General features: G+C 48.9%; 18 protein-coding genes, 2 tRNA genes and 3 rRNA genes. 22 read left to right on the plus strand and 1 reads right to left on the minus strand.

Going from position 1 to position 16,835, the window contains the following annotated elements; all coding sequences use genetic code 11:
• From NTY76_01295 to NTY76_01345, 11 genes are all read left to right on the plus strand, one after another.
• A 16S ribosomal RNA gene (locus NTY76_01295) occupies positions 1-263 on the plus strand; the annotation flags it as partial.
• Positions 264-450: 187 nt separating this feature from the next.
• A tRNA-Ile gene (locus tag NTY76_01300) sits at positions 451-527 on the plus strand.
• 20 nt (positions 528-547) lie between these two features.
• Positions 548-623: transfer RNA gene (locus NTY76_01305), tRNA-Ala, on the plus strand.
• Positions 624-825: 202 nt separating this feature from the next.
• A 23S ribosomal RNA gene (locus tag NTY76_01310) occupies positions 826-3,781 on the plus strand.
• An 83-nt stretch (positions 3,782-3,864) separates the two neighbouring features.
• A 5S ribosomal RNA gene (rrf, locus tag NTY76_01315) occupies positions 3,865-3,981 on the plus strand.
• A 377-nt stretch (positions 3,982-4,358) separates the two neighbouring features.
• Positions 4,359-4,628, plus strand: coding sequence for a hypothetical protein (locus NTY76_01320; protein ID MCX5677730.1), 270 nt, complete (start codon positions 4,359-4,361; stop codon positions 4,626-4,628).
• A 20-nt stretch (positions 4,629-4,648) separates the two neighbouring features.
• Positions 4,649-5,020 (plus strand): response regulator, encoded by a 372-nt coding sequence (locus NTY76_01325; GenBank protein MCX5677731.1) that lies wholly within the window; start codon positions 4,649-4,651, stop codon positions 5,018-5,020.
• Position 5,021: 1 nt separating this feature from the next.
• Positions 5,022-5,489 (plus strand): hypothetical protein, encoded by a 468-nt coding sequence (locus NTY76_01330; protein ID MCX5677732.1) that lies wholly within the window; start codon positions 5,022-5,024, stop codon positions 5,487-5,489.
• Between the two features lie 30 nt (positions 5,490-5,519).
• Positions 5,520-5,912 (plus strand): hypothetical protein, encoded by a 393-nt coding sequence (locus NTY76_01335; protein ID MCX5677733.1) that lies wholly within the window; start codon positions 5,520-5,522, stop codon positions 5,910-5,912.
• Positions 5,913-5,947: 35 nt separating this feature from the next.
• Positions 5,948-6,229, plus strand: coding sequence for a TRASH domain-containing protein (locus NTY76_01340; GenBank protein MCX5677734.1), 282 nt, complete (start codon positions 5,948-5,950; stop codon positions 6,227-6,229).
• 10 nt (positions 6,230-6,239) lie between these two features.
• A complete protein-coding gene (locus tag NTY76_01345; protein MCX5677735.1) occupies positions 6,240-6,530 on the plus strand; it encodes a hypothetical protein in 291 nt (96 codons plus the stop codon).
• Positions 6,531-6,649: 119 nt separating this feature from the next.
• On the opposite strand, the gene NTY76_01350 is transcribed toward NTY76_01345, so the two are convergent.
• The gene (locus NTY76_01350) at positions 6,650-7,033 is read right to left on the minus strand and encodes a PilZ domain-containing protein (protein MCX5677736.1); all 384 of its coding nucleotides are present in this window, start codon (positions 7,031-7,033) and stop codon (positions 6,650-6,652) included.
• A gap of 127 nt (positions 7,034-7,160) precedes the next feature.
• On the opposite strand from NTY76_01350, the gene NTY76_01355 reads away from it, so the two are divergent.
• The 11 genes from NTY76_01355 to NTY76_01405 all read left to right on the plus strand — a co-directional run bounded on the left by NTY76_01355 (position 7,161) and on the right by NTY76_01405 (position 16,757).
• The gene (locus tag NTY76_01355) at positions 7,161-7,415 is read left to right on the plus strand and encodes a SemiSWEET transporter (GenBank protein ID MCX5677737.1); all 255 of its coding nucleotides are present in this window, start codon (positions 7,161-7,163) and stop codon (positions 7,413-7,415) included.
• A gap of 13 nt (positions 7,416-7,428) precedes the next feature.
• A complete protein-coding gene (locus NTY76_01360; GenBank protein MCX5677738.1) occupies positions 7,429-7,659 on the plus strand; it encodes a DUF4405 domain-containing protein in 231 nt (76 codons plus the stop codon).
• Positions 7,660-7,756: 97 nt separating this feature from the next.
• Positions 7,757-9,823, plus strand: a complete 2,067-nt coding sequence (gene fusA / locus NTY76_01365) for an elongation factor G (protein ID MCX5677739.1) — start codon at positions 7,757-7,759, stop codon at positions 9,821-9,823.
• Position 9,824: 1 nt separating this feature from the next.
• Positions 9,825-10,562 carry a YebC/PmpR family DNA-binding transcriptional regulator gene (locus NTY76_01370; GenBank protein ID MCX5677740.1) on the plus strand — a complete coding sequence of 246 codons (738 nt, stop codon included), beginning with the start codon at positions 9,825-9,827 and terminating at the stop codon, positions 10,560-10,562.
• Positions 10,562-11,047, plus strand: coding sequence for a crossover junction endodeoxyribonuclease RuvC (gene ruvC, locus NTY76_01375; GenBank protein MCX5677741.1), 486 nt, complete (start codon positions 10,562-10,564; stop codon positions 11,045-11,047). Before NTY76_01370 ends, ruvC begins: the two co-directional genes overlap by 1 nt.
• Before the next feature lies 1 nt (position 11,048).
• Positions 11,049-11,690, plus strand: a complete 642-nt coding sequence (locus tag NTY76_01380) for a helix-hairpin-helix domain-containing protein (GenBank protein MCX5677742.1) — start codon at positions 11,049-11,051, stop codon at positions 11,688-11,690.
• A gap of 98 nt (positions 11,691-11,788) precedes the next feature.
• Positions 11,789-12,790 carry a Holliday junction branch migration DNA helicase RuvB gene (gene ruvB / locus NTY76_01385; GenBank protein MCX5677743.1) on the plus strand — a complete coding sequence of 334 codons (1,002 nt, stop codon included), beginning with the start codon at positions 11,789-11,791 and terminating at the stop codon, positions 12,788-12,790.
• Between the two features lie 11 nt (positions 12,791-12,801).
• Complete coding sequence (locus tag NTY76_01390; GenBank protein ID MCX5677744.1) at positions 12,802-13,365, plus strand: epoxyqueuosine reductase QueH; 564 nt, start codon at positions 12,802-12,804, stop codon at positions 13,363-13,365.
• The gene (locus NTY76_01395; protein ID MCX5677745.1) at positions 13,362-14,528 is read left to right on the plus strand and encodes a SpoIID/LytB domain-containing protein; all 1,167 of its coding nucleotides are present in this window, start codon (positions 13,362-13,364) and stop codon (positions 14,526-14,528) included. The genes NTY76_01390 and NTY76_01395 overlap by 4 nt, the downstream gene beginning before the upstream one ends.
• Positions 14,529-14,533: 5 nt before the next feature.
• Positions 14,534-15,061 (plus strand): tetratricopeptide repeat protein, encoded by a 528-nt coding sequence (locus NTY76_01400; GenBank protein ID MCX5677746.1) that lies wholly within the window; start codon positions 14,534-14,536, stop codon positions 15,059-15,061.
• Positions 15,051-16,757: a TIGR03960 family B12-binding radical SAM protein gene (locus tag NTY76_01405; protein ID MCX5677747.1), complete on the plus strand. Its 1,707-nt coding sequence runs from the start codon at positions 15,051-15,053 to the stop codon at positions 16,755-16,757. The genes NTY76_01400 and NTY76_01405 overlap by 11 nt, the downstream gene beginning before the upstream one ends.
• Positions 16,758-16,835: the final 78 nt, after the last annotated feature.

Consider the following 16,835-nt stretch of genomic DNA (forward strand, 5'->3'; position numbering starts at 1 on the left):
CAAAAAAGCGGGGCCAGTTCAGATTGAGGGCTGCAATTCGCCCTCATGAAGCCGGAATCGCTAGTAATCGCGCATCAGACACGGCGCGATGAATACGTTCCCGGGTCTTGTACACACCGCCCGTCAAGCCACCTGAATTGATTGCACCCGAAACCGTTTCTCCTGACTCGCAAGAGAGGGAGGCGACTAAGGTGTGGTCGGTGAGGAGGGCTAAGTCGTAACAAGGTAGCCGTACCGGAAGGTGCGGCTGGATCACCTCCTTTCTAAGGAGAATTAAACATTACTATACCGTTTCACTGGTATGGTCGACTTAACAAATCTTTGGCGATACGCTAAAGAAAATAGGTGATGTAAAAATAGAGTTCAGTCTTGTCTTATTCCCGCAAAGTATTAGGGAGTACGTCGGTCATTCAATATATATATAATAGTCGTTCGATGGCGTTTTAAGCAGGGCCTATAGCTCAGCTGGCTAGAGCGCCGTGCTGATAACGCGGAGGTCTCTGGTTCGACTCCAGATGGGCCCACCAGTTTGTACGATGAGATAACCGGGGACATAGCTCAATTGGGAGAGCGCCAGCTTTGCAAGCTGGAGGTTACCGGTTCGATCCCGGTTGTCTCCACCAGCTTTTGCAATGGTCTTCAGCGGCAAAAGCGTCCCGACGATCTAACTGGGGACAGCTTTTGCGCAGATAATAAACGACTTGATCATTCATTTTGTAACGATTTTGTTCCTTTATAAAAGGAACAGCTCGTTCTTTGACAACACAGGTTTAAGTGACAAAGGTAAATCGAGCATCAGCATGCCATTTTATGACGAATTAAAATGGTCAAGCTACTAAGAGCTTACGTGTGGATGACTTGGCACGAGTAGGCGATGAAGGACGCGGCAAGCGGCGATACGCTCCGGGGAGTTGCAAGCAGACATTGATCCGGAGACTTCCGAATGGGGCAACCCTTTGCGGGTTATACCGCATAATCTTGCACTGAATACATAGGTGCCTGAAGCCAAACCGGGAGAAGTGAAACATCTCAGTAACCCGAGGAAAATAAAAAGACATTGATTTCCCAAGTAGCGGCGAGCGAACGGGAAACAGCCTAAACCATCGGTGCTTGCATCGGTGGGGTTGCGGGACCGCAACGTGGGATTGTAGAGGAATAGTGGAAGGACATGGAAAAGTCCGTCGAAGAGGGTGATAGCCCCGTACACGACATTCCGAAGCACCCTAGCGGTATCCCAAGTAATGCTGGACACGTGAAACCCAGTATGAATCCGGCCTGACCACGGGCTAAGGCTAAATACTCACTCGTGACCGATAGTGCACAAGTACCATGAGGGAAAGTTGAAAAGCACCCCTTTAAGGGGAGTGAAATAGTACCTGAAACCGTAAGCTTACAAGCGGTAGGAGGCCTATGACTCATCTTCGGATGAGTAATGGCTGACTGCGTGCCTTTTGGTTAATGATCCGGCGAGTTGCTGGGCGTTGCAAGGTTAAGGCCTTCTGGGCCGTAGCCGTAGCGAAAGCGAGTCCGAATAGGGCGACTAAGTAACGTCAAGCAGACCCGAATGCCAGGTGATCTATCCATGGCCAGTGCGAAAGCTGGGTAATACCAGCTGGAGGTACGAACCCGTTAACGTTGAAAAGTTATGGGATGAGCTGTGGATCGGAGTGAAAGACTAATCAAACTTGGTTATTGCTGGTTCTCCCCGAAATAGCTTTAGGGCTAGCCTCGTGTCATAGTTGGTGGAGGTAAAGTACTCGATGGGCTAAGAGCCTTACCAGGTTTCTGAACCCAACGAAACTCTGAATGCTACCAACCGTATCACGGGAGTCAGAAAGCGCGGGCTAAGCTGCGTTCTCAAAAGGGAAACAGCCCAGACCGACAGCTAAGGTTCCTAAATCTATGCTAAGTGGTAAAGGATGTGAGATTTCTTAGACAACCAGGATGTTGGCTTAGAGGCAGCCATCATTTAAAGAGTGCGTAACAGCTCACTGGTCGAGTGGTCTCGCGCCGAAAATAATCGGAGCTAAGCATAGTACCGAAGCTTCGGATTTGCGACAATCTTCGGATTGTCCAGGTGGTAGGGGAGCGTTCCATTGTACTGCGAAGGCAGACTGAGAAGACTGCTGGAGGAACTGGAAGTGATTATGCCGGAATAAGTAGCGCAAAAATACGCGAGAAACGTATTCGTCGAAAGCCTAAGGTTTCCTGGGGAAGGTTAATCCACCCAGGGTTAGTCGATCCTAAGCCGAGGCCGAAAGGCGTAGGTGATGGAGAATCTGTTTAATATTCAGATACCACTCATTACGCGTTATCAGTTATGGAGTGACGCAGGAGGTAGAGTCATCGACCGGTTGGAAGTGGTCGTTCAAGGTCGTAAGTCTTAACAGACTGAGAGCCGAATAGGACCCCAATCTACGGAGCGGGGGAACTGGCTTGGTCCACACTGCCGAGAAAAACCTTTATAGCGAGTTTGGTGAGTGATCGTACCGTAAACCGACACAGGTAGGCGAGGAGAATATCCTAAGACGCTCGAACTAAGGGTCGTTAAGGAAGTAGGCAAAATAGCCCCGTAACTTAGGGAGAAGGGGTACTCTACTAGGGTCAAGTAAATTCTTATGTAGCCCGAAAGAGTGACACTAAAGTGGGTTCTGTGACTGTTTAGCAAAAACACATGACTCTGCTAACTCGTAAGAGGATGTATAGGGTCTGATACCTGCCCGGTGCCGGAAGGTTAAAAGGAGGGGTCAGTGGCCGTAAGGCTGTGAAGCTCTGACTTGAAGCCCCGGTAAACGGCGGCCGTAACTATAACGGTCCTAAGGTAGCGAAATTCCTTGTCGGGTAAGTTCCGACCTGCACGAATGGTATAGCAATAGAACCGCTGTCTCAACGACTTAGTCGGCGAAATTGTAGCATCGGTGAAGATGCCGGTTACCTGCATCAAGACGGAAAGACCCCGGAACCTTTACTGTATCCTGGTACTGGATTTTGATCCTGTATGTGTAGCATAGGTGGGACGCTTTGAAGCCGCGGCGCTAGCCGTGGTGGAGCGGAAATGTGAAATACCACCCTTATTGTATTAGGATTCTAACCCGCGGCCGTGAAACCGGCCGGGGGACAATGCCAGGTGGGCAGTTTGACTGGGGCGGTTACCTCCTAAATTGTAACGGAGGCGTACAAAGGTTCTCTCAGTGCGGACGGCAATCGCACGTTGAGTGTAAAGGCAGAAGAGAGCTTAACTGTGAGGCATACAAGCCGAGCAGATACGAAAGTAGGTCTTAGTGATCCGGTGGTGGCGTGTGGAAGCGCCATCGCTCAACGGATAAAAGGTACTCCGGGGATAACAGGCTTATCGCATCCAAGAGTTCATATCGACGATGCGGTTTGGCACCTCGATGTCGGCTCATCACATCCTGGGGGTGGAGAAGCTCCCAAGGGTCCGGCTGTTCGCCGGTTAAAGTGGTACGTGAGCTGGGTTCAGAACGTCGTAAGACAGTTCGGTCCCTATCTGATGCAGGCGCAGGATATTTGAAGGGAGCTGTCTCTAGTACGAGAGGACCGAGACAGACGAACCGACGGTGTTCCAGTTATCACGCCAGTGGTAATGGCTGGGTAGCCGCGTTCGGAAAGGATAAGTGCTGAATGCATCTAAGCACGAAGCCTACCCTAAGAATAGATATCCCTGAAGACGCCTTGGAGACTACAAGGTCGATAGGCACCAAGTGTACGAGCCGTGAGGCTTTAAGCTTAGGTGTACTAATCCGTCGTTTGGCTTGACCTTTTATTTTTGAAAATGGCATTGATGCGATGTTCGATCGCACCCATGTTCACTTAAATCAGTGTTGTCGGAGTTTTACAGAAATTCCCGGTGCTACCAGCGGAGGGGTCACACCCGTTCCCATTCCGAATACGGAAGTTAAGCCCTCCAGCGTCGATGGTACTTGCTGGGCAACTGGCTGGGAGAGTAGACCAGTGCCGGGTTTATTTTAAAAGAGCCCTGCGATTCAATGCAGGGCTCTTTTAACAAATCAAGATAAGGAGGTGAGACAGGCAATGAAGTGTCCTAATTGCGGCAAGAAACTGGATCACGTTGACAATGAGTGCGGATGGTGCACATTCTGCGGCACAGTCCACGAAGCCACCGGTGTATCTGCAGCATAATTCAGAAAATATCATTCCCGGAATTATAGATAATTCTTGAAAAGAGGCGCCCTTTATACTATAATATTTAAAATAAAGGGACGATGATGTATTTCACGGTTATGACAGATTGATGTATTGACAGAGCTCCCGCTTTAGCGGGAGCTCTTCTTATTGTTCCGGGATACGATAAGTATTCTTAAATGGGTGAGGATGATATGAGATATGAAAAGTTGGCAGTTGCTATTATGCTGATCGGAATGCCTGTTTTGGCGTACGCCGCTGATAGCGGGCAGACGGAAAAGGATGGTTTTGTATCGAGCGCTATATCGGACGTGTTCGATAAGGTCGATAAAGTCACATCCGGAGAGAAACCTATCCTTGAGTCGGTGAATGATTATGATATGGATTCCTCAGGGCATAAGATACCTAAGAGGCGGAGCGATAAATATAAGAAGTCGGCGCTTGAAGAGAAGCTGGGCGAATAGGATAAAGAGGAGCGGGGGGTATGAAGAAGATATTGATAATCGATGATGAAGAAGAGTTTGTCTCATTTATGAAGACGAACATCGAACTAAGGTACGACTACGAGGTTATCGCGGCCTTGGACGGCGAGACAGGGCTCAGGGCCGCGGAGAGCATCGGGCCGGACCTCGTGCTTCTGGATATAAATATGCCGGGGATGAACGGCTTTGAAGTGCTGAAGAAGCTCAGGGAGAACGGAAAGACAAAGGCTATTCCGGTTATTATGGTTACCGCGAGGACCGATGATGAGACTATGATGGAGGCGCTTAAACTGCATGACGACGGTTATGTGGTAAAGCCAGTAAAGATAGAAGAATTGGAGAAAAAGATGGAAGAAGCGCTGGGGGAGGAATGAAATGAAGAAACGGGTTAAGCCGGACATCGCCGGTCTGATCGATAAAATGCAGCAGCAGCTGATCTCTTTAGAGAAGAAGATAGATACCCTGATCGGCCGTTCTTCGCCAAGGCCTTTCGAAGAAAAAAATTATTCAAGACCCGTCCAGCCGGCTGATCAGTCCCACCGTTATAATGAAAGAAAACAAGAGGACAGGTTCAGGGAAAGAATCTTACATAAAGCGGTATGCGCGGACTGCCATAAGGAATGTGAGGTCCCTTTCAAGCCAAGCGGCGACCGACCGGTATACTGCAAGGAGTGCTTCTCAAAACGCAAGAATAGCGGTTCATTTAACGCGAAACCCGATAATAAGCCCGGAAAAGAAGGTATTGTTCAGGTGATTCGTCCCAATAAACATAATGTTAGCGAAACTCAAAAACCCGCCGTAAAGAAGAAACCAGGTTTACGAAATCGAAAGAAGCGGGTATGACGCGAAAGAGATAACGAAAGGGGGTCGTGTATGGCGAAGAGATGCAGAAAGTGCAGGGTCCCGCTTGAAGGGATCATGTACAAGCTGATAGCATCGACGATATTCGGCGTGAGGCCGTCTGCGAAGGATCCCGGACTGTGCAACAAATGCGATGCGTCGCAGGGGAAGGGCGCGATAGAGGGGAAAGAGATAGGGAAGATAGCCCACTATTATGGGCACCTGAGCGTTGGGATCATAGAGTTAAGCGGAGAGCTCAAGGCAGGCGATAAGATTCATATCAAAGGGCATACTTCCGATTTTAAGCAAGGCGTGGCATCCATGCAGATCAATCATGAAAATGTATCGGGAGGTAAGAGCGGTGACCTCGTCGGAATAAAAGTATCGCAAAAAGTCCATCCGGGCGATAAGGTTTATAAGGTATAATGTTAAAAATGTTTAAAAAATAGGAGGGCGTTGAAGTGAAGAGACTATTGGTTATAGCTGTGACGGGAATATTTATGATGAGTCTGGTGTGCGGATGTGCGTATGCCCAGGCTAAAGAAGACAAATCGCCCGTAAACGTTGGAAATACCGTATGTCCGGTGCTCGGGACAAAGATAACGCCGGGCACTACACCGACAGTCGAATATAATGGAAAGATCTATAATGTCTGCTGCCCGATGTGCATAGGGGAATTTAAGAATAATCCGGAAAAGTATGTCGCCATCGTTGAGAAACAGATGAAGGAACAGGGCAAATAGCGGAGTATGGATGACGGCAAGATACATAGGCATAGCGGCAGCGCTGATTATCGCAGGGTTATGTTTTTCGGCGCAAGCCGAGGAGAAGGATACCGCTAAGGGATTGGATATGGTATCAGATACTGTAGCAGCCGCATTTAGTAAAGCAAATGCTCTTATTTCCGGCAATCTGGATGTCACGATGTCATTAGATAAACCGGATACTAAAGAGCAATCTACCACAAATGCGCTCGGACAGAGAGTTCCTAAATCTACGGCAATAAAGTCGGCCGGATCATTACATAATGATGAGCCGCTATAATGACATATTGTATTTACTAAAAAAGGGGAGGGAAGAATGCCGAAAAAATATACCCGCGCGATGAGGCGTAAAGATCTAAGGCGTAAGAAGAGAAAAGCGAGAAAGAAATAAGGGGGATTCTATTTAAGTATATTCTCTATATCAGGCGGCAGTGAATCGGTTTTTCTTATGAAGGCCACGCCGATATTATATTTACCGTCCTCATCCTCCTCGATCCTTACCACCTTGCCTATCAGCTTATTGTCGACCGTCATCGCATTTTCTTCTATTTCATGACAGATGCCCGTAGTGCGATAATCCAGATCGAGCTCAAGTATGCTGGAGATGTCCGGAAGATGATCGCTCTTGAAGAGCAATCCGGAGACGCTTAGGTTTTTTGAGATGCCGCTGACCAGTTTTAACGCGGATTTGCTGTGCCTGGGAGAAAGTAATATTTTAAAATTTACGGGCTTATTATAACTATATCGCACGAACTCTCTTTTGTTTTCAGGGTTTGTATTCATTCTCGCCTCTCCTTTCTCGAGAATTTTATACCATGAATAAATCAAAATGGCAATGCAAATGTGCGTTGCGCGGTTTTGAAAATTACACTTGCTATAATCGGCCGCAGGTAATAATATATTCCCAAGGATGGACAAGTTAAATTTAATAGCCACTATAGCCGGGATCTGCACGACCGCGTCTTTTTTACCGCAGGTCGTTAAAGTATATCATACCAGGCATACCAAGGACCTTTCGCTGCCGATGTACGTTATTTTTTCCTGCGGCGTTTTCTTATGGGTATACTACGGAGTCATGATACAGAGCTGGCCGATAATGATCGCTAACGGGACAACGTTTATCTTGTCGGTCTATATTCTGGCGATGAAGATCAGGTACAAATAAGACGGGGGGAAGAATGGATAAAGCAGGCCTGCTTAAAGTTGTAAATCCGCTCTTGTTCATTTCGCTTGTTATTCAGGCGCTTACCGGGGTGATCGCGGCGCTGCATCTGTTTATTTCGAATCCGAAGCTCTTTGAGGCTATTATGGAGCTTCATAAACACAACGGTTTTGTATTTGTCGCCCTTGCCGGGACGCATCTCTACCTGAACTGGAACTGGGTGAAAGTACAGTTTTTTAAAAGATAGCCTCCCGCCCCTATATTAACTTGACTTTTAAGCCATATACCATATAATATTTTCATATAATATCTCTCTAAAACATACAAATCCCGGAGGTATAATAATGGCGATATTCGAAGCAAAAGATATAAGAAATATTGTATTATTGGGTCATTCCGGATGCGGGAAGACGTCATTGGCGGAGGCGCTTCTGTTAAATTCCGGTGCCATACCGAGGATGGGATCTATAGCGGAAAAGAACACAGTTTCGGATTACAACGAAGATGAGAAAGAGCATAAGTGCTCGATAAGCTCATCGTTGATATCGCTCAATTCGCGCGATAAAAAGATCAATATAATAGATACCCCCGGCTATACGGACTTCATAGGCGAGATGATAGGTGGCCTGAGGGCGGCCGATGCCAGCATCATCGTAGTCAACGCGGCCGGAGGCGTGGAGATAGGCACGGAGAAGGCGCAGAGGATGTCATGTGAAAAGGGCGTGCCATCCATGTTCTTTATCAATAAGCTGGACCAGGAGCATGCCGATTTTACCAAGTGCATTGACGGCATAACCAGAAAATTCAGAAAGAGCTGCGTCCTCGTAGCGTATCCCATCGGCGAGAAGTCATCGTTTAAAGGCGTGGTAAACCTGGTCACCCGTAAAGGCCTGGACGCCCTATCGGATCATGATAAGGTCGCCGCAAAGGCCGCGATCGATACGCTCTCGGAGGCGGTTGCCGAGACCGATGATGCGCTCCTGGAGAAGTATCTCGATAAAGGCGAATTATCGGTAGATGAACTTACGAGTGCCCTGAGAAAGGCTGTCGATAATGGAACCATCCATCCGATAATGTGCGGTTCGTCGACAGCGAACATAGGCGTAAAAGAGCTTCTGGATTTTATCGTAGATTTTTTACCGTCTCCCGCAGAAATGCCGCAGGTCGAAGCGACCAGGCCCGGCACGGACGGCGCAGAGAGATTTGCCGTGAAATTGGACCCGAACGGGCCGTTTTCGGGATTTGTCTTCAAGACGCTGTCCGACCCGTTTCTTGGACAGCTGTCTATATTTAAAGTGTTTTCGGGTAAATTGCAATCAAACGGCGGATTCTACAATGTGAACAGGTCGACTAAAGAGAGGATAGGCCAGATATTCACTCTACGCGGTAAGCAACAGATACCGATGGAGACGGTTCAGGCGGGCGACATCGCATGCGTCTCAAAATTAAAGGATACGCGCACGGGTGACAGCATATGCGACGATAAGAATCAGGTGAAATTCGAGGATATAAATTTTCCGGAGCCCGCGATAGCTTTTTCGCTTAAACCTAAGACGCGCTCCGATGAAGACAAAATAGGCAATGCGCTTCACAAACTGACCGCGGAAGATCCGACATTCAAGGTGTCGCGCGATGAGCAGACTAAAGAGGTTATCGCTAACGGGATGGGCGATCTCCATATCGGCATGATGATAAACAGGATGCGGATGCGTTACGGCGTCAATGTGGATCTGGGCACGCCGAAGGTCGCTTACAAAGAGACCATCACCGGTAAAGGCGACGCGCAGTACCGCCATAAGAAGCAGTCGGGCGGAGCCGGACAGTTTGCCGAAGTCTGGATGAGGATAGAGCCGCTCGAGAGGGGGAGAGGTTTCGAGTTTGTCGATGAAGTGGTAGGCGGCGCCATACCGAGACCGTTCGTAGTGAGCTGCGAAAAGGGCATCAAGACCGCCCTGCAGTCCGGATCTCTGGCCGGTTTCCCGGTGGTGGACGTCAGGGCCATAGTTTATGACGGCAAGACGCATCCCGTGGACTCGAAGGACATAGCGTTCCAGACGGCCGCCAAGTTTGCTTTCAGGGAGTCTTTACAAAAGGCAAGGCCCGTGATCCTGGAGCCGATAATGGATGTCGATATCATTGTGCCGGATACGCTTGTGGGGGATATCGCGGGAAGCCTGAATTCCCGCCGCGGCAGGGTGATGGGGATGGAGCCGGGCGAGGATGTTCAGACTATAAAGGCGAAGATGCCGTTAGGGGAGATGTACAAGTATGTTAATGAGCTGAAGTCGATCACGGGCGGCCGTGGGACATATACTATGACTTTTTCGCACTATGATGTAGTGCCGTCTAATGTGGCACAGGTGATCATTGAAAAAGCAAAGCTGACCAAGAAAGAGGAAGTGGAGGAGTAAAATGAGCGGACATTCAAAATGGGCTACTATTAAACACAAGAAGGCGGCGACGGACGCGAAGCGCGGCTCGCTCTTCACAAAGCTTATCAAGGAAATAACCATAGCGGCCAGGTCGGGCGGTAAGCCGGAAACCAATCCAAGACTCAGGGTGGCCATAGAGCGCGCCAAGGAAGCAAGCATGCCGGCCGACAATATAGACCGCGCGGTAAAAAAGGGCACGGGCGAGCTCGAAGGCGTAAGCTATGAAGATATAACGCTGGAGGGCTACGGTCCGGGCGGCGTGGCGATCTATATCGAGGGTGTCAGCGATAATAGGAACCGCACCACCAGCGAGATCAGGACCATATTCTCCAAGAGAGGCAGCAATATGGCCGGCGCCGGTTCCGTAGGCTGGATGTTCGAGAAGAAGGGGTATTTCGTTATCAATAAAAATACTATCGATGAAGACAAACTTATGAGCATAGCGCTGGATGCCGGCGCGGAGGATCTGGTGACGGAGGGTGAAAGTTATGAGGTGAAGACCGCTCCGGCCGATTTCTTTAAGGTGAAGAAAGCTCTCGAGGATAATAAGATCGCCACCGAGGATGCGGAGATAACGCTTATTCCCAAGTCTACGGTGAAAGTAGAAGGAGATGACGCTAAGAAAGTGCTGGAGCTCGTGGACGCGCTGGAAGAACACGAGGACGTCCAGCACGTTTATGCCAATTTTGATATACCGGATGATCTGATAAAGGAATAATGCGGATACTCGGAATAGACCCGGGTTTAGGAACAACAGGATACGGCATCATAGACGGCAATAGCTTTAAAGTGATCGAGGCCGGGACCATACGGACCAGGACCGGCTCTCCGGTCCAGGAGCGCATTAAAAAGATATTCGACGAGATATCTGGTATCATCGAAGAGCATCGGCCGGGCGTTCTGGTGCTGGAGAAGATATATTCGCATTACAAGCATCCTGCCACGTCGATACTGATGGCCCACGCGCGCGCGATGGCGTGCCTTGTCTGCGGTAAGTTTAATATCGAACTTGTTAATTATCCCTCCACGAGGATCAAGAAAGTAATAACAGGCAACGGCCACGCTTCCAAGGTCCAGGTTCAACGGATGGTCCGGGATCTGTTGAAATTAAAAAAGACGCCTGAGCCGGTAGATGTGAGCGATGCGCTTGCGATGGCGATAACTTACTGCTTCGTAGAGAGGAGTCCGCTGGAACTGCGCTAAGATGATAGCCTATATTTCGGGAAAGATACGCAAGAAGAAACAGCTGAGCGTCATCATAGACGTGGGGGGAGGCATATCCTATGAAGTGATGATGCCGTCCGCCGTTATGAAAGGGCTCGATAAGGCCAGGGCCGAAGACGGAGCGGTAACACTGATCACCTACCATTATTACCAGATGGACCCTTCCAAAGCAATACCGGTGCTTGTCGGATTTTTAAGCGAGATCGAAAAAGAGTTCTTCGAACATTTCATAACAGTTTCCGGGGTCGGGCCAAAGGCAGCCTGCAGGGCGCTGATCCAGCCGTTTTCGGTCATCGCGGGGGCGATCGATAGAGGCGACGTGGCTATGCTTAAGACTATGCCGGGAATAGGCGAACAGAGGGCCCGCGAGATCATCGCGAAACTTCAGGGCAAGATTGGAAAATTCGGGCTTATTCAGGATGGAGGCGATGAGGCGGTGTCTATGGCCAAAGAGGATATAAAAGAAGAGGCGGTCAGTCTTTTGGTGCAGTTGCTATATAAGAGAAATGAGGCGCGCGGTATGGTCGAAGCCGCTATTAAACGTAATCCGAAAGCGTCAAACTGCGAAGAGATATTAAATGAAGTCTATAAGGGATCTAAAGTGAGGTTGAATTCCAGATGACAGTCTCCGGAGAGAAACCTAACAGGGGCAGGGAAAAGATAAAGCTTGAACAGGATCTGAGCGCTGTCAGCAGGCCCGCCGGAAGGGACAAGGCGCTTATGGCGAGCGAGTCCGAAGAAGACGTTATACTCAATATATCTCTGCGCCCCTCTAAGCTTAAGGATTTTATCGGCCAGGGCACAGTGGTAGAAAATCTTAAGATATCTCTCGAGGCCGCGAAGAAGCGCGGCGAGCCCATGGAGCACACTCTCCTTTCGGGCCCTCCCGGGCTCGGCAAGACGTCGCTTGCCAATATCATGGCTCACGAGATGGGGACCCGTATCACTACGACAAGCGGTCCCGCCATAGGAAGGCCCGGAGATCTTGTGGGCATTCTCACCAATCTCGAAGCCGGGGATATACTGTTCATCGATGAGATACACCGTCTCTCAAGCACCGTAGAGGAATATATCTATCCGGCGATGGAGAATTTCGAAATAGACGTAATAATGGACAAGGGGCCGTATGCGAAGACTTACAAATTCAACCTGAAACCGTTTACACTGATCGGCGCGACTACGCGCGCGGGGCTGTTAACGGCTCCTATGAGATCGCGTTTTGGAATATTATATCACCTGGAATTTTATGACGTCGAGGATCTTGTGAAGATAATAAGCCGTTCGGCGAAGATCCTGAACATCCCTATCGCGAAACCCGCGGCGGAGGAGCTCGCCAGGCGCGCGAGAGGCACTCCCAGGGTGGCCAATAGGCTGCTGCGTCGTGTGCGCGACTGGGTACAGGTGAAGAAGGACGGAAATATTACCGGGGACGCGGTAGAGGAAGCGCTCAAGGTGCACGGGATAGACGGGATGGGGCTTGACAGCGTTGACAGAAAGGTCATAAGCGTTATGCACGAATCGTTTGACGGCGGACCCGTGGGCATAGAGTCGATCGCCGCCACGATGAATGAAGAACCTGATACGATAGTCGATATAGTGGAGCCGTTCCTTCTGAAGATAGGATTTCTGAAGAGGACGCCGCGCGGAAGGGAGCTCACAAAACAGGCATACGCGCATATGGGGTTTAAAAATAAATCCGGGCCCGACAAGGAATTGTTCTGATGGGCGCCGGGATGAACATATTACTGCATATTTGCTGCGCTCCATGTTCCATATATCCGATCGCACAGCTTAAGGCAAAGTATCACCGGATCGCAGGATACTTTTACAATCCCAATGTCCATCCTTATTCGGAATACCTTAAAAGAAAAACTGAGGTCGATAAATATTCGAAAGAGGCCGGCCTGAATACCATTATCGGCGATTACGATCTCGAAAAATACTTCGAATATATAATTTATAACGAGGCATTTAAAAAGAGGTGTCCCGTCTGCTGGTGGATAAGGCTTGAGATGGCCGCTAAATTCGCGAAAGAGAACGGGTTCGAGGCCTTCACTACGACCCTTCTGGGCAGTCCTTATCAGGATCACGAGGTTATAAAGAGGATCGGTGATGAGGTGGCTGAAAAGGCCGGGCTCAAATTCTATTACGAAGATTTCAGGCCCGGCTTTAAAAAGTCGCTGGAAAACGCAAAGGCAAAAGGCATATATTGCCAGAACTATTGCGGCTGCATATTTTCTGAGAAGGAACGCTTAGAGAGGAAAGAAACGGCTAAAGGCAAGGGAAAGAAGAGATGAGAAAGAGAGCGTTTTTTATTCTGGCATATCTATTTGCCATGTTCTGCGCAAGTTCCGCTGTGGCGCTTGATGCCGGGAGCGATCCGATAGTCGTGAGAGTTTCGATAATGGATGATAAGGATTCAGTCTACCTGTCTGTGAAGGACGCGTATAAGATTTACGCCATAAATTCCGATAGAGTCTTAATGAGCGGCCCGCGGCTTGCTACAAATATCTCCGCGACAAAAGACGGGCTCATGGTCGGAGCCAAAGAACTGAAGATGGGCGGGATCAGCGTGAAGGCCGAGGGCAAGACGAGGATCTATGTCGGCGGCAGGCTATTCAGGGGAGACGTGGACATTATCAGAAAAGAGAATAATAAATTGATGCTGATAAATCACATAGGCCTGGAAGATTATCTTTATGGAGTGTTGTACCATGAGGTATCGCACCGCTGGCCCATGGAGGCCTTGAAGTCGCAGGCCATAGCGGCGAGGACCTTCGCGTTGTATCAGGCCAGGCAGAACAAGATGCAGCCGTATGACCTTCGCAGCGATATATATTCACAGGTGTACGGAGGTTCGACATCGGAGAGATGGTCGACAACGATGGCGGTGAATGTCACTAAAGGCAAAATTCTGGTCTACAATGGGGATATCCTGCCGGCCTATTATCATGCGACATGCGCCGGTTCCACCGAGGACGCCGCCAATCTATGGAAAGTCGATATCCCGCCGCTAAAAGGGGTGATCTGTAATTTCTGTGTCCGGTCACCGCATTACAAGTGGACGAAGGAGGTCCCTCTGTGGTCGCTTGAGAACAAACTTCGCGAAAATAGTTATAAGATCGATAAGATTGCGTCGGTCAACATATTATCCAGGAATGAATCGGGAAGGGTGGACAAGATGGAGATAAAGGATAGCGCCGGCGTTTCCATTCTGCTCACAGGAAAAGATTTCCGGCAGATAATGGGCCCCAATGAGTTAAGGAGCACCAAATTCGAGGCATCTATAAAATACGGCAGCCTTATGATCGAAGGCCGCGGATGGGGGCATGGAGTAGGGATGTGCCAGTGGGGAGCTTTTAGCATGGCTTCTCAGGGTAAAAAAGCGGAAGATATCCTGAAATTTTATTATCCCGGCGCCGAAATCGCTACTATAGACAGCGTAAAGAGCAAGCTATAGAGATAATGAAATCTCTTCCCGCCAGAAATTATTTTAAAACAGCGATAGCCCTTCTTGTTGTTATCCCAATCGCAGCATATCTGTATATAGCGGTTAAACAGAGCTTCAACAGGCGAAATCCTATCGAGCTTTACGAGAGGAAATTGAAAGCCGCTCCCGAAAGCGTGAAGGCCAATAATGACATGGCCGTGGCTTATGAGAAGAAAGGCATGCACGATAAAGCGATAAGCGTATATAACCGGATGTTGACTAAAGATTCGAACAATCCCGACCTGTATGTGAACCTCGCCGCCATTCAGATAAAAAAACGAAATCCCGAATCGGCTATAGCCTTGTGCGAAAAAGCCATAGAGCTGGAACCTGGCAATGCCACCGCTCATAACAATCTCGCCGTAGCTTATTACCTTCAAGGCGATTACGAACTCGCTATAGAGCAATGCGATCTCGCCATCAAGTATGGCTACAAGGTAAAGTCCGAACTCCTCAATCTCCTTAAACCATACCGGGAGCAAGAAGAAACGAATGAACATTGATAAATTGAACGAGCTGCTCCTTACCGTGCAGAAGCCCGGCAGGTATGTCGGCGGAGAATGGAACGTTGCCAGGAAGGAGTGGACCGACGATAAGGTAAAGGTGCTGCTGGCGTTCCCCGACGCCTATGAAGTGGGGATGAGCTACCTCGGCATCAAGATACTTTACGGTATCCTGAATAACCGTTCCGACTGCCTGTGCGAACGTGTCTTCTCGCCATGGATCGATTTTGAGGAGGTCCTCAGAAAAAATCATATAAGCCTCTTCAGCCTGGAATCGCGCAAACCGATAAAAGAGTTCGATATAATAGGGATAAGCCTGGCCTATGAGTTGTGTTACACGAACGTATTGAATCTACTGGACCTGGGGGGCATCCCTCTGAGGAGCGCGGAGAGAACCGACTCGGACCCGCTGGTAATCGCCGGCGGACCATCCTGTTATAATCCTGAGCCGATGGCGGAGTTCATCGACGCTTTTTTAATAGGCGACGGAGAAGACGCTATAAGCGAGATAGTGGATATATATAAAAAACTGCGCTTATCCGGAAACCGGTCCCGAAAAGATGTCTTGAGGGAGATGGCCAACATAAAAGGTGTTTATGTTCCCTTCCTCTACAGAGTTGATTACAACGAAGACGGCACGATTGAAAGTTTTGAACCTTGCGAGAAGGGCATTCCGGAAAAAATTGAAAAAAGGATAGTCAGGGACCTGGACAAGGCCTTCTATCCCGTAGATCAGATAGTGCCGAATATCGGTATAATACACGACCGCGCCGCTATAGAGATCATGAGGGGGTGTAAGCATGCCTGCAAGTTTTGCCAGGCCACGATTGCGTACAGACCGGTGCGGGAGCGTTCGCGAAATACTATTTTAGAACTTGCTAAAAAGACACACAGCTCGACCGGGTACGATGAAATATCCCTCTTATCGTTATCGAGCGTGGACCATTCCGAACTTCACGATACTATCAGGGATCTCAATAAAGAGTTTTGCCGTAATGCCGTGTCGCTTTCTATTCCGTCGCTTCGCATAGAGGATTCACTTAAGGATTTACCGGCGCTGATATCGGAAATAAAAAAAACCGGGCTCACATTCGCGCCGGAGGCAGGAAGCGACAGCCTTAGAAAATCACTTAACAAGAATATAAAGATAGAGAGGCTGTTCGAGGCCGCGTCAGAGTCGTTTAGAAAAGGCTGGCGCAAAGTCAAGCTGTACTTCATGATAGGGCTTCCGGGCGAGACCGAAGAAGATCTGGCCGGTATAACCGATCTGATGCGCAAGATCTCAAATCTTAAGAAAGAGATCGACGGCCATCCGGCCCAGATAACGGCGAGCATTAATGCGTTCGTGCCGAAACCTCATACGTTCTTTGAGCGTTCGGCAATGGCGGATGTTGAGTCGCTGGAGAAGAAGAGAGAGATTCTGCGGAGCGGTTTTCGGTCTAAGCTGATCGACCTGGATTTCCATTCATTCAACAGAAGTTATCTTGAAGCGATACTGACCAGGGGAGACAGAAGGCTGGCGAATGTCATATATGAGTCCTGGCGCTCAGGCGCGAGATTTGACGGGTGGCAGGAACTTTTTAGATTCGAGACCTGGTTATCATCGCTTAAAGAACTTGGAATAGACGGATCGTTTTATGCCTTGAGGGCCAGAAAAGAAAATGAGCTGCTGCCATGGGATTTTATCGAAATTTGACAAAAGGATATCCTTATAGTATACTTTGGTCAATATAATATATAACGATATTATTGCCAATATACGGGAGGGAGATAA

Source organism: Candidatus Omnitrophota bacterium (assembly GCA_026387175.1).
Lineage (GTDB): Bacteria > Omnitrophota > Gorgyraeia > 2-01-FULL-45-10 > 2-01-FULL-45-10 > CAIMPC01.

Coding starts and splice junctions, on each gene's coding strand:
- NTY76_01320 (MCX5677730.1), top strand. CDS start 4,359: ATGAGATATGAAAAGTTGGCAGTTGCTATTATGCTGATCGGAATGCCT.
- NTY76_01325 (MCX5677731.1), top strand. CDS start 4,649: ATGAAGAAGATATTGATAATCGATGATGAAGAAGAGTTTGTCTCATTT.
- NTY76_01330 (MCX5677732.1), top strand. CDS start 5,022: ATGAAGAAACGGGTTAAGCCGGACATCGCCGGTCTGATCGATAAAATG.
- NTY76_01335 (MCX5677733.1), top strand. CDS start 5,520: ATGGCGAAGAGATGCAGAAAGTGCAGGGTCCCGCTTGAAGGGATCATG.
- NTY76_01345 (MCX5677735.1), top strand. CDS start 6,240: ATGACGGCAAGATACATAGGCATAGCGGCAGCGCTGATTATCGCAGGG.
- NTY76_01350 (MCX5677736.1), bottom strand. CDS start 7,033: ATGAATACAAACCCTGAAAACAAAAGAGAGTTCGTGCGATATAGTTAT.
- NTY76_01355 (MCX5677737.1), top strand. CDS start 7,161: ATGGACAAGTTAAATTTAATAGCCACTATAGCCGGGATCTGCACGACC.
- NTY76_01360 (MCX5677738.1), top strand. CDS start 7,429: ATGGATAAAGCAGGCCTGCTTAAAGTTGTAAATCCGCTCTTGTTCATT.
- fusA (MCX5677739.1), top strand. CDS start 7,757: ATGGCGATATTCGAAGCAAAAGATATAAGAAATATTGTATTATTGGGT.
- NTY76_01370 (MCX5677740.1), top strand. CDS start 9,825: ATGAGCGGACATTCAAAATGGGCTACTATTAAACACAAGAAGGCGGCG.
- ruvC (MCX5677741.1), top strand. CDS start 10,562: ATGCGGATACTCGGAATAGACCCGGGTTTAGGAACAACAGGATACGGC.
- NTY76_01380 (MCX5677742.1), top strand. CDS start 11,049: ATGATAGCCTATATTTCGGGAAAGATACGCAAGAAGAAACAGCTGAGC.
- ruvB (MCX5677743.1), top strand. CDS start 11,789: ATGGCGAGCGAGTCCGAAGAAGACGTTATACTCAATATATCTCTGCGC.
- NTY76_01390 (MCX5677744.1), top strand. CDS start 12,802: ATGAACATATTACTGCATATTTGCTGCGCTCCATGTTCCATATATCCG.
- NTY76_01395 (MCX5677745.1), top strand. CDS start 13,362: ATGAGAAAGAGAGCGTTTTTTATTCTGGCATATCTATTTGCCATGTTC.
- NTY76_01400 (MCX5677746.1), top strand. CDS start 14,534: ATGAAATCTCTTCCCGCCAGAAATTATTTTAAAACAGCGATAGCCCTT.
- NTY76_01405 (MCX5677747.1), top strand. CDS start 15,051: ATGAACATTGATAAATTGAACGAGCTGCTCCTTACCGTGCAGAAGCCC.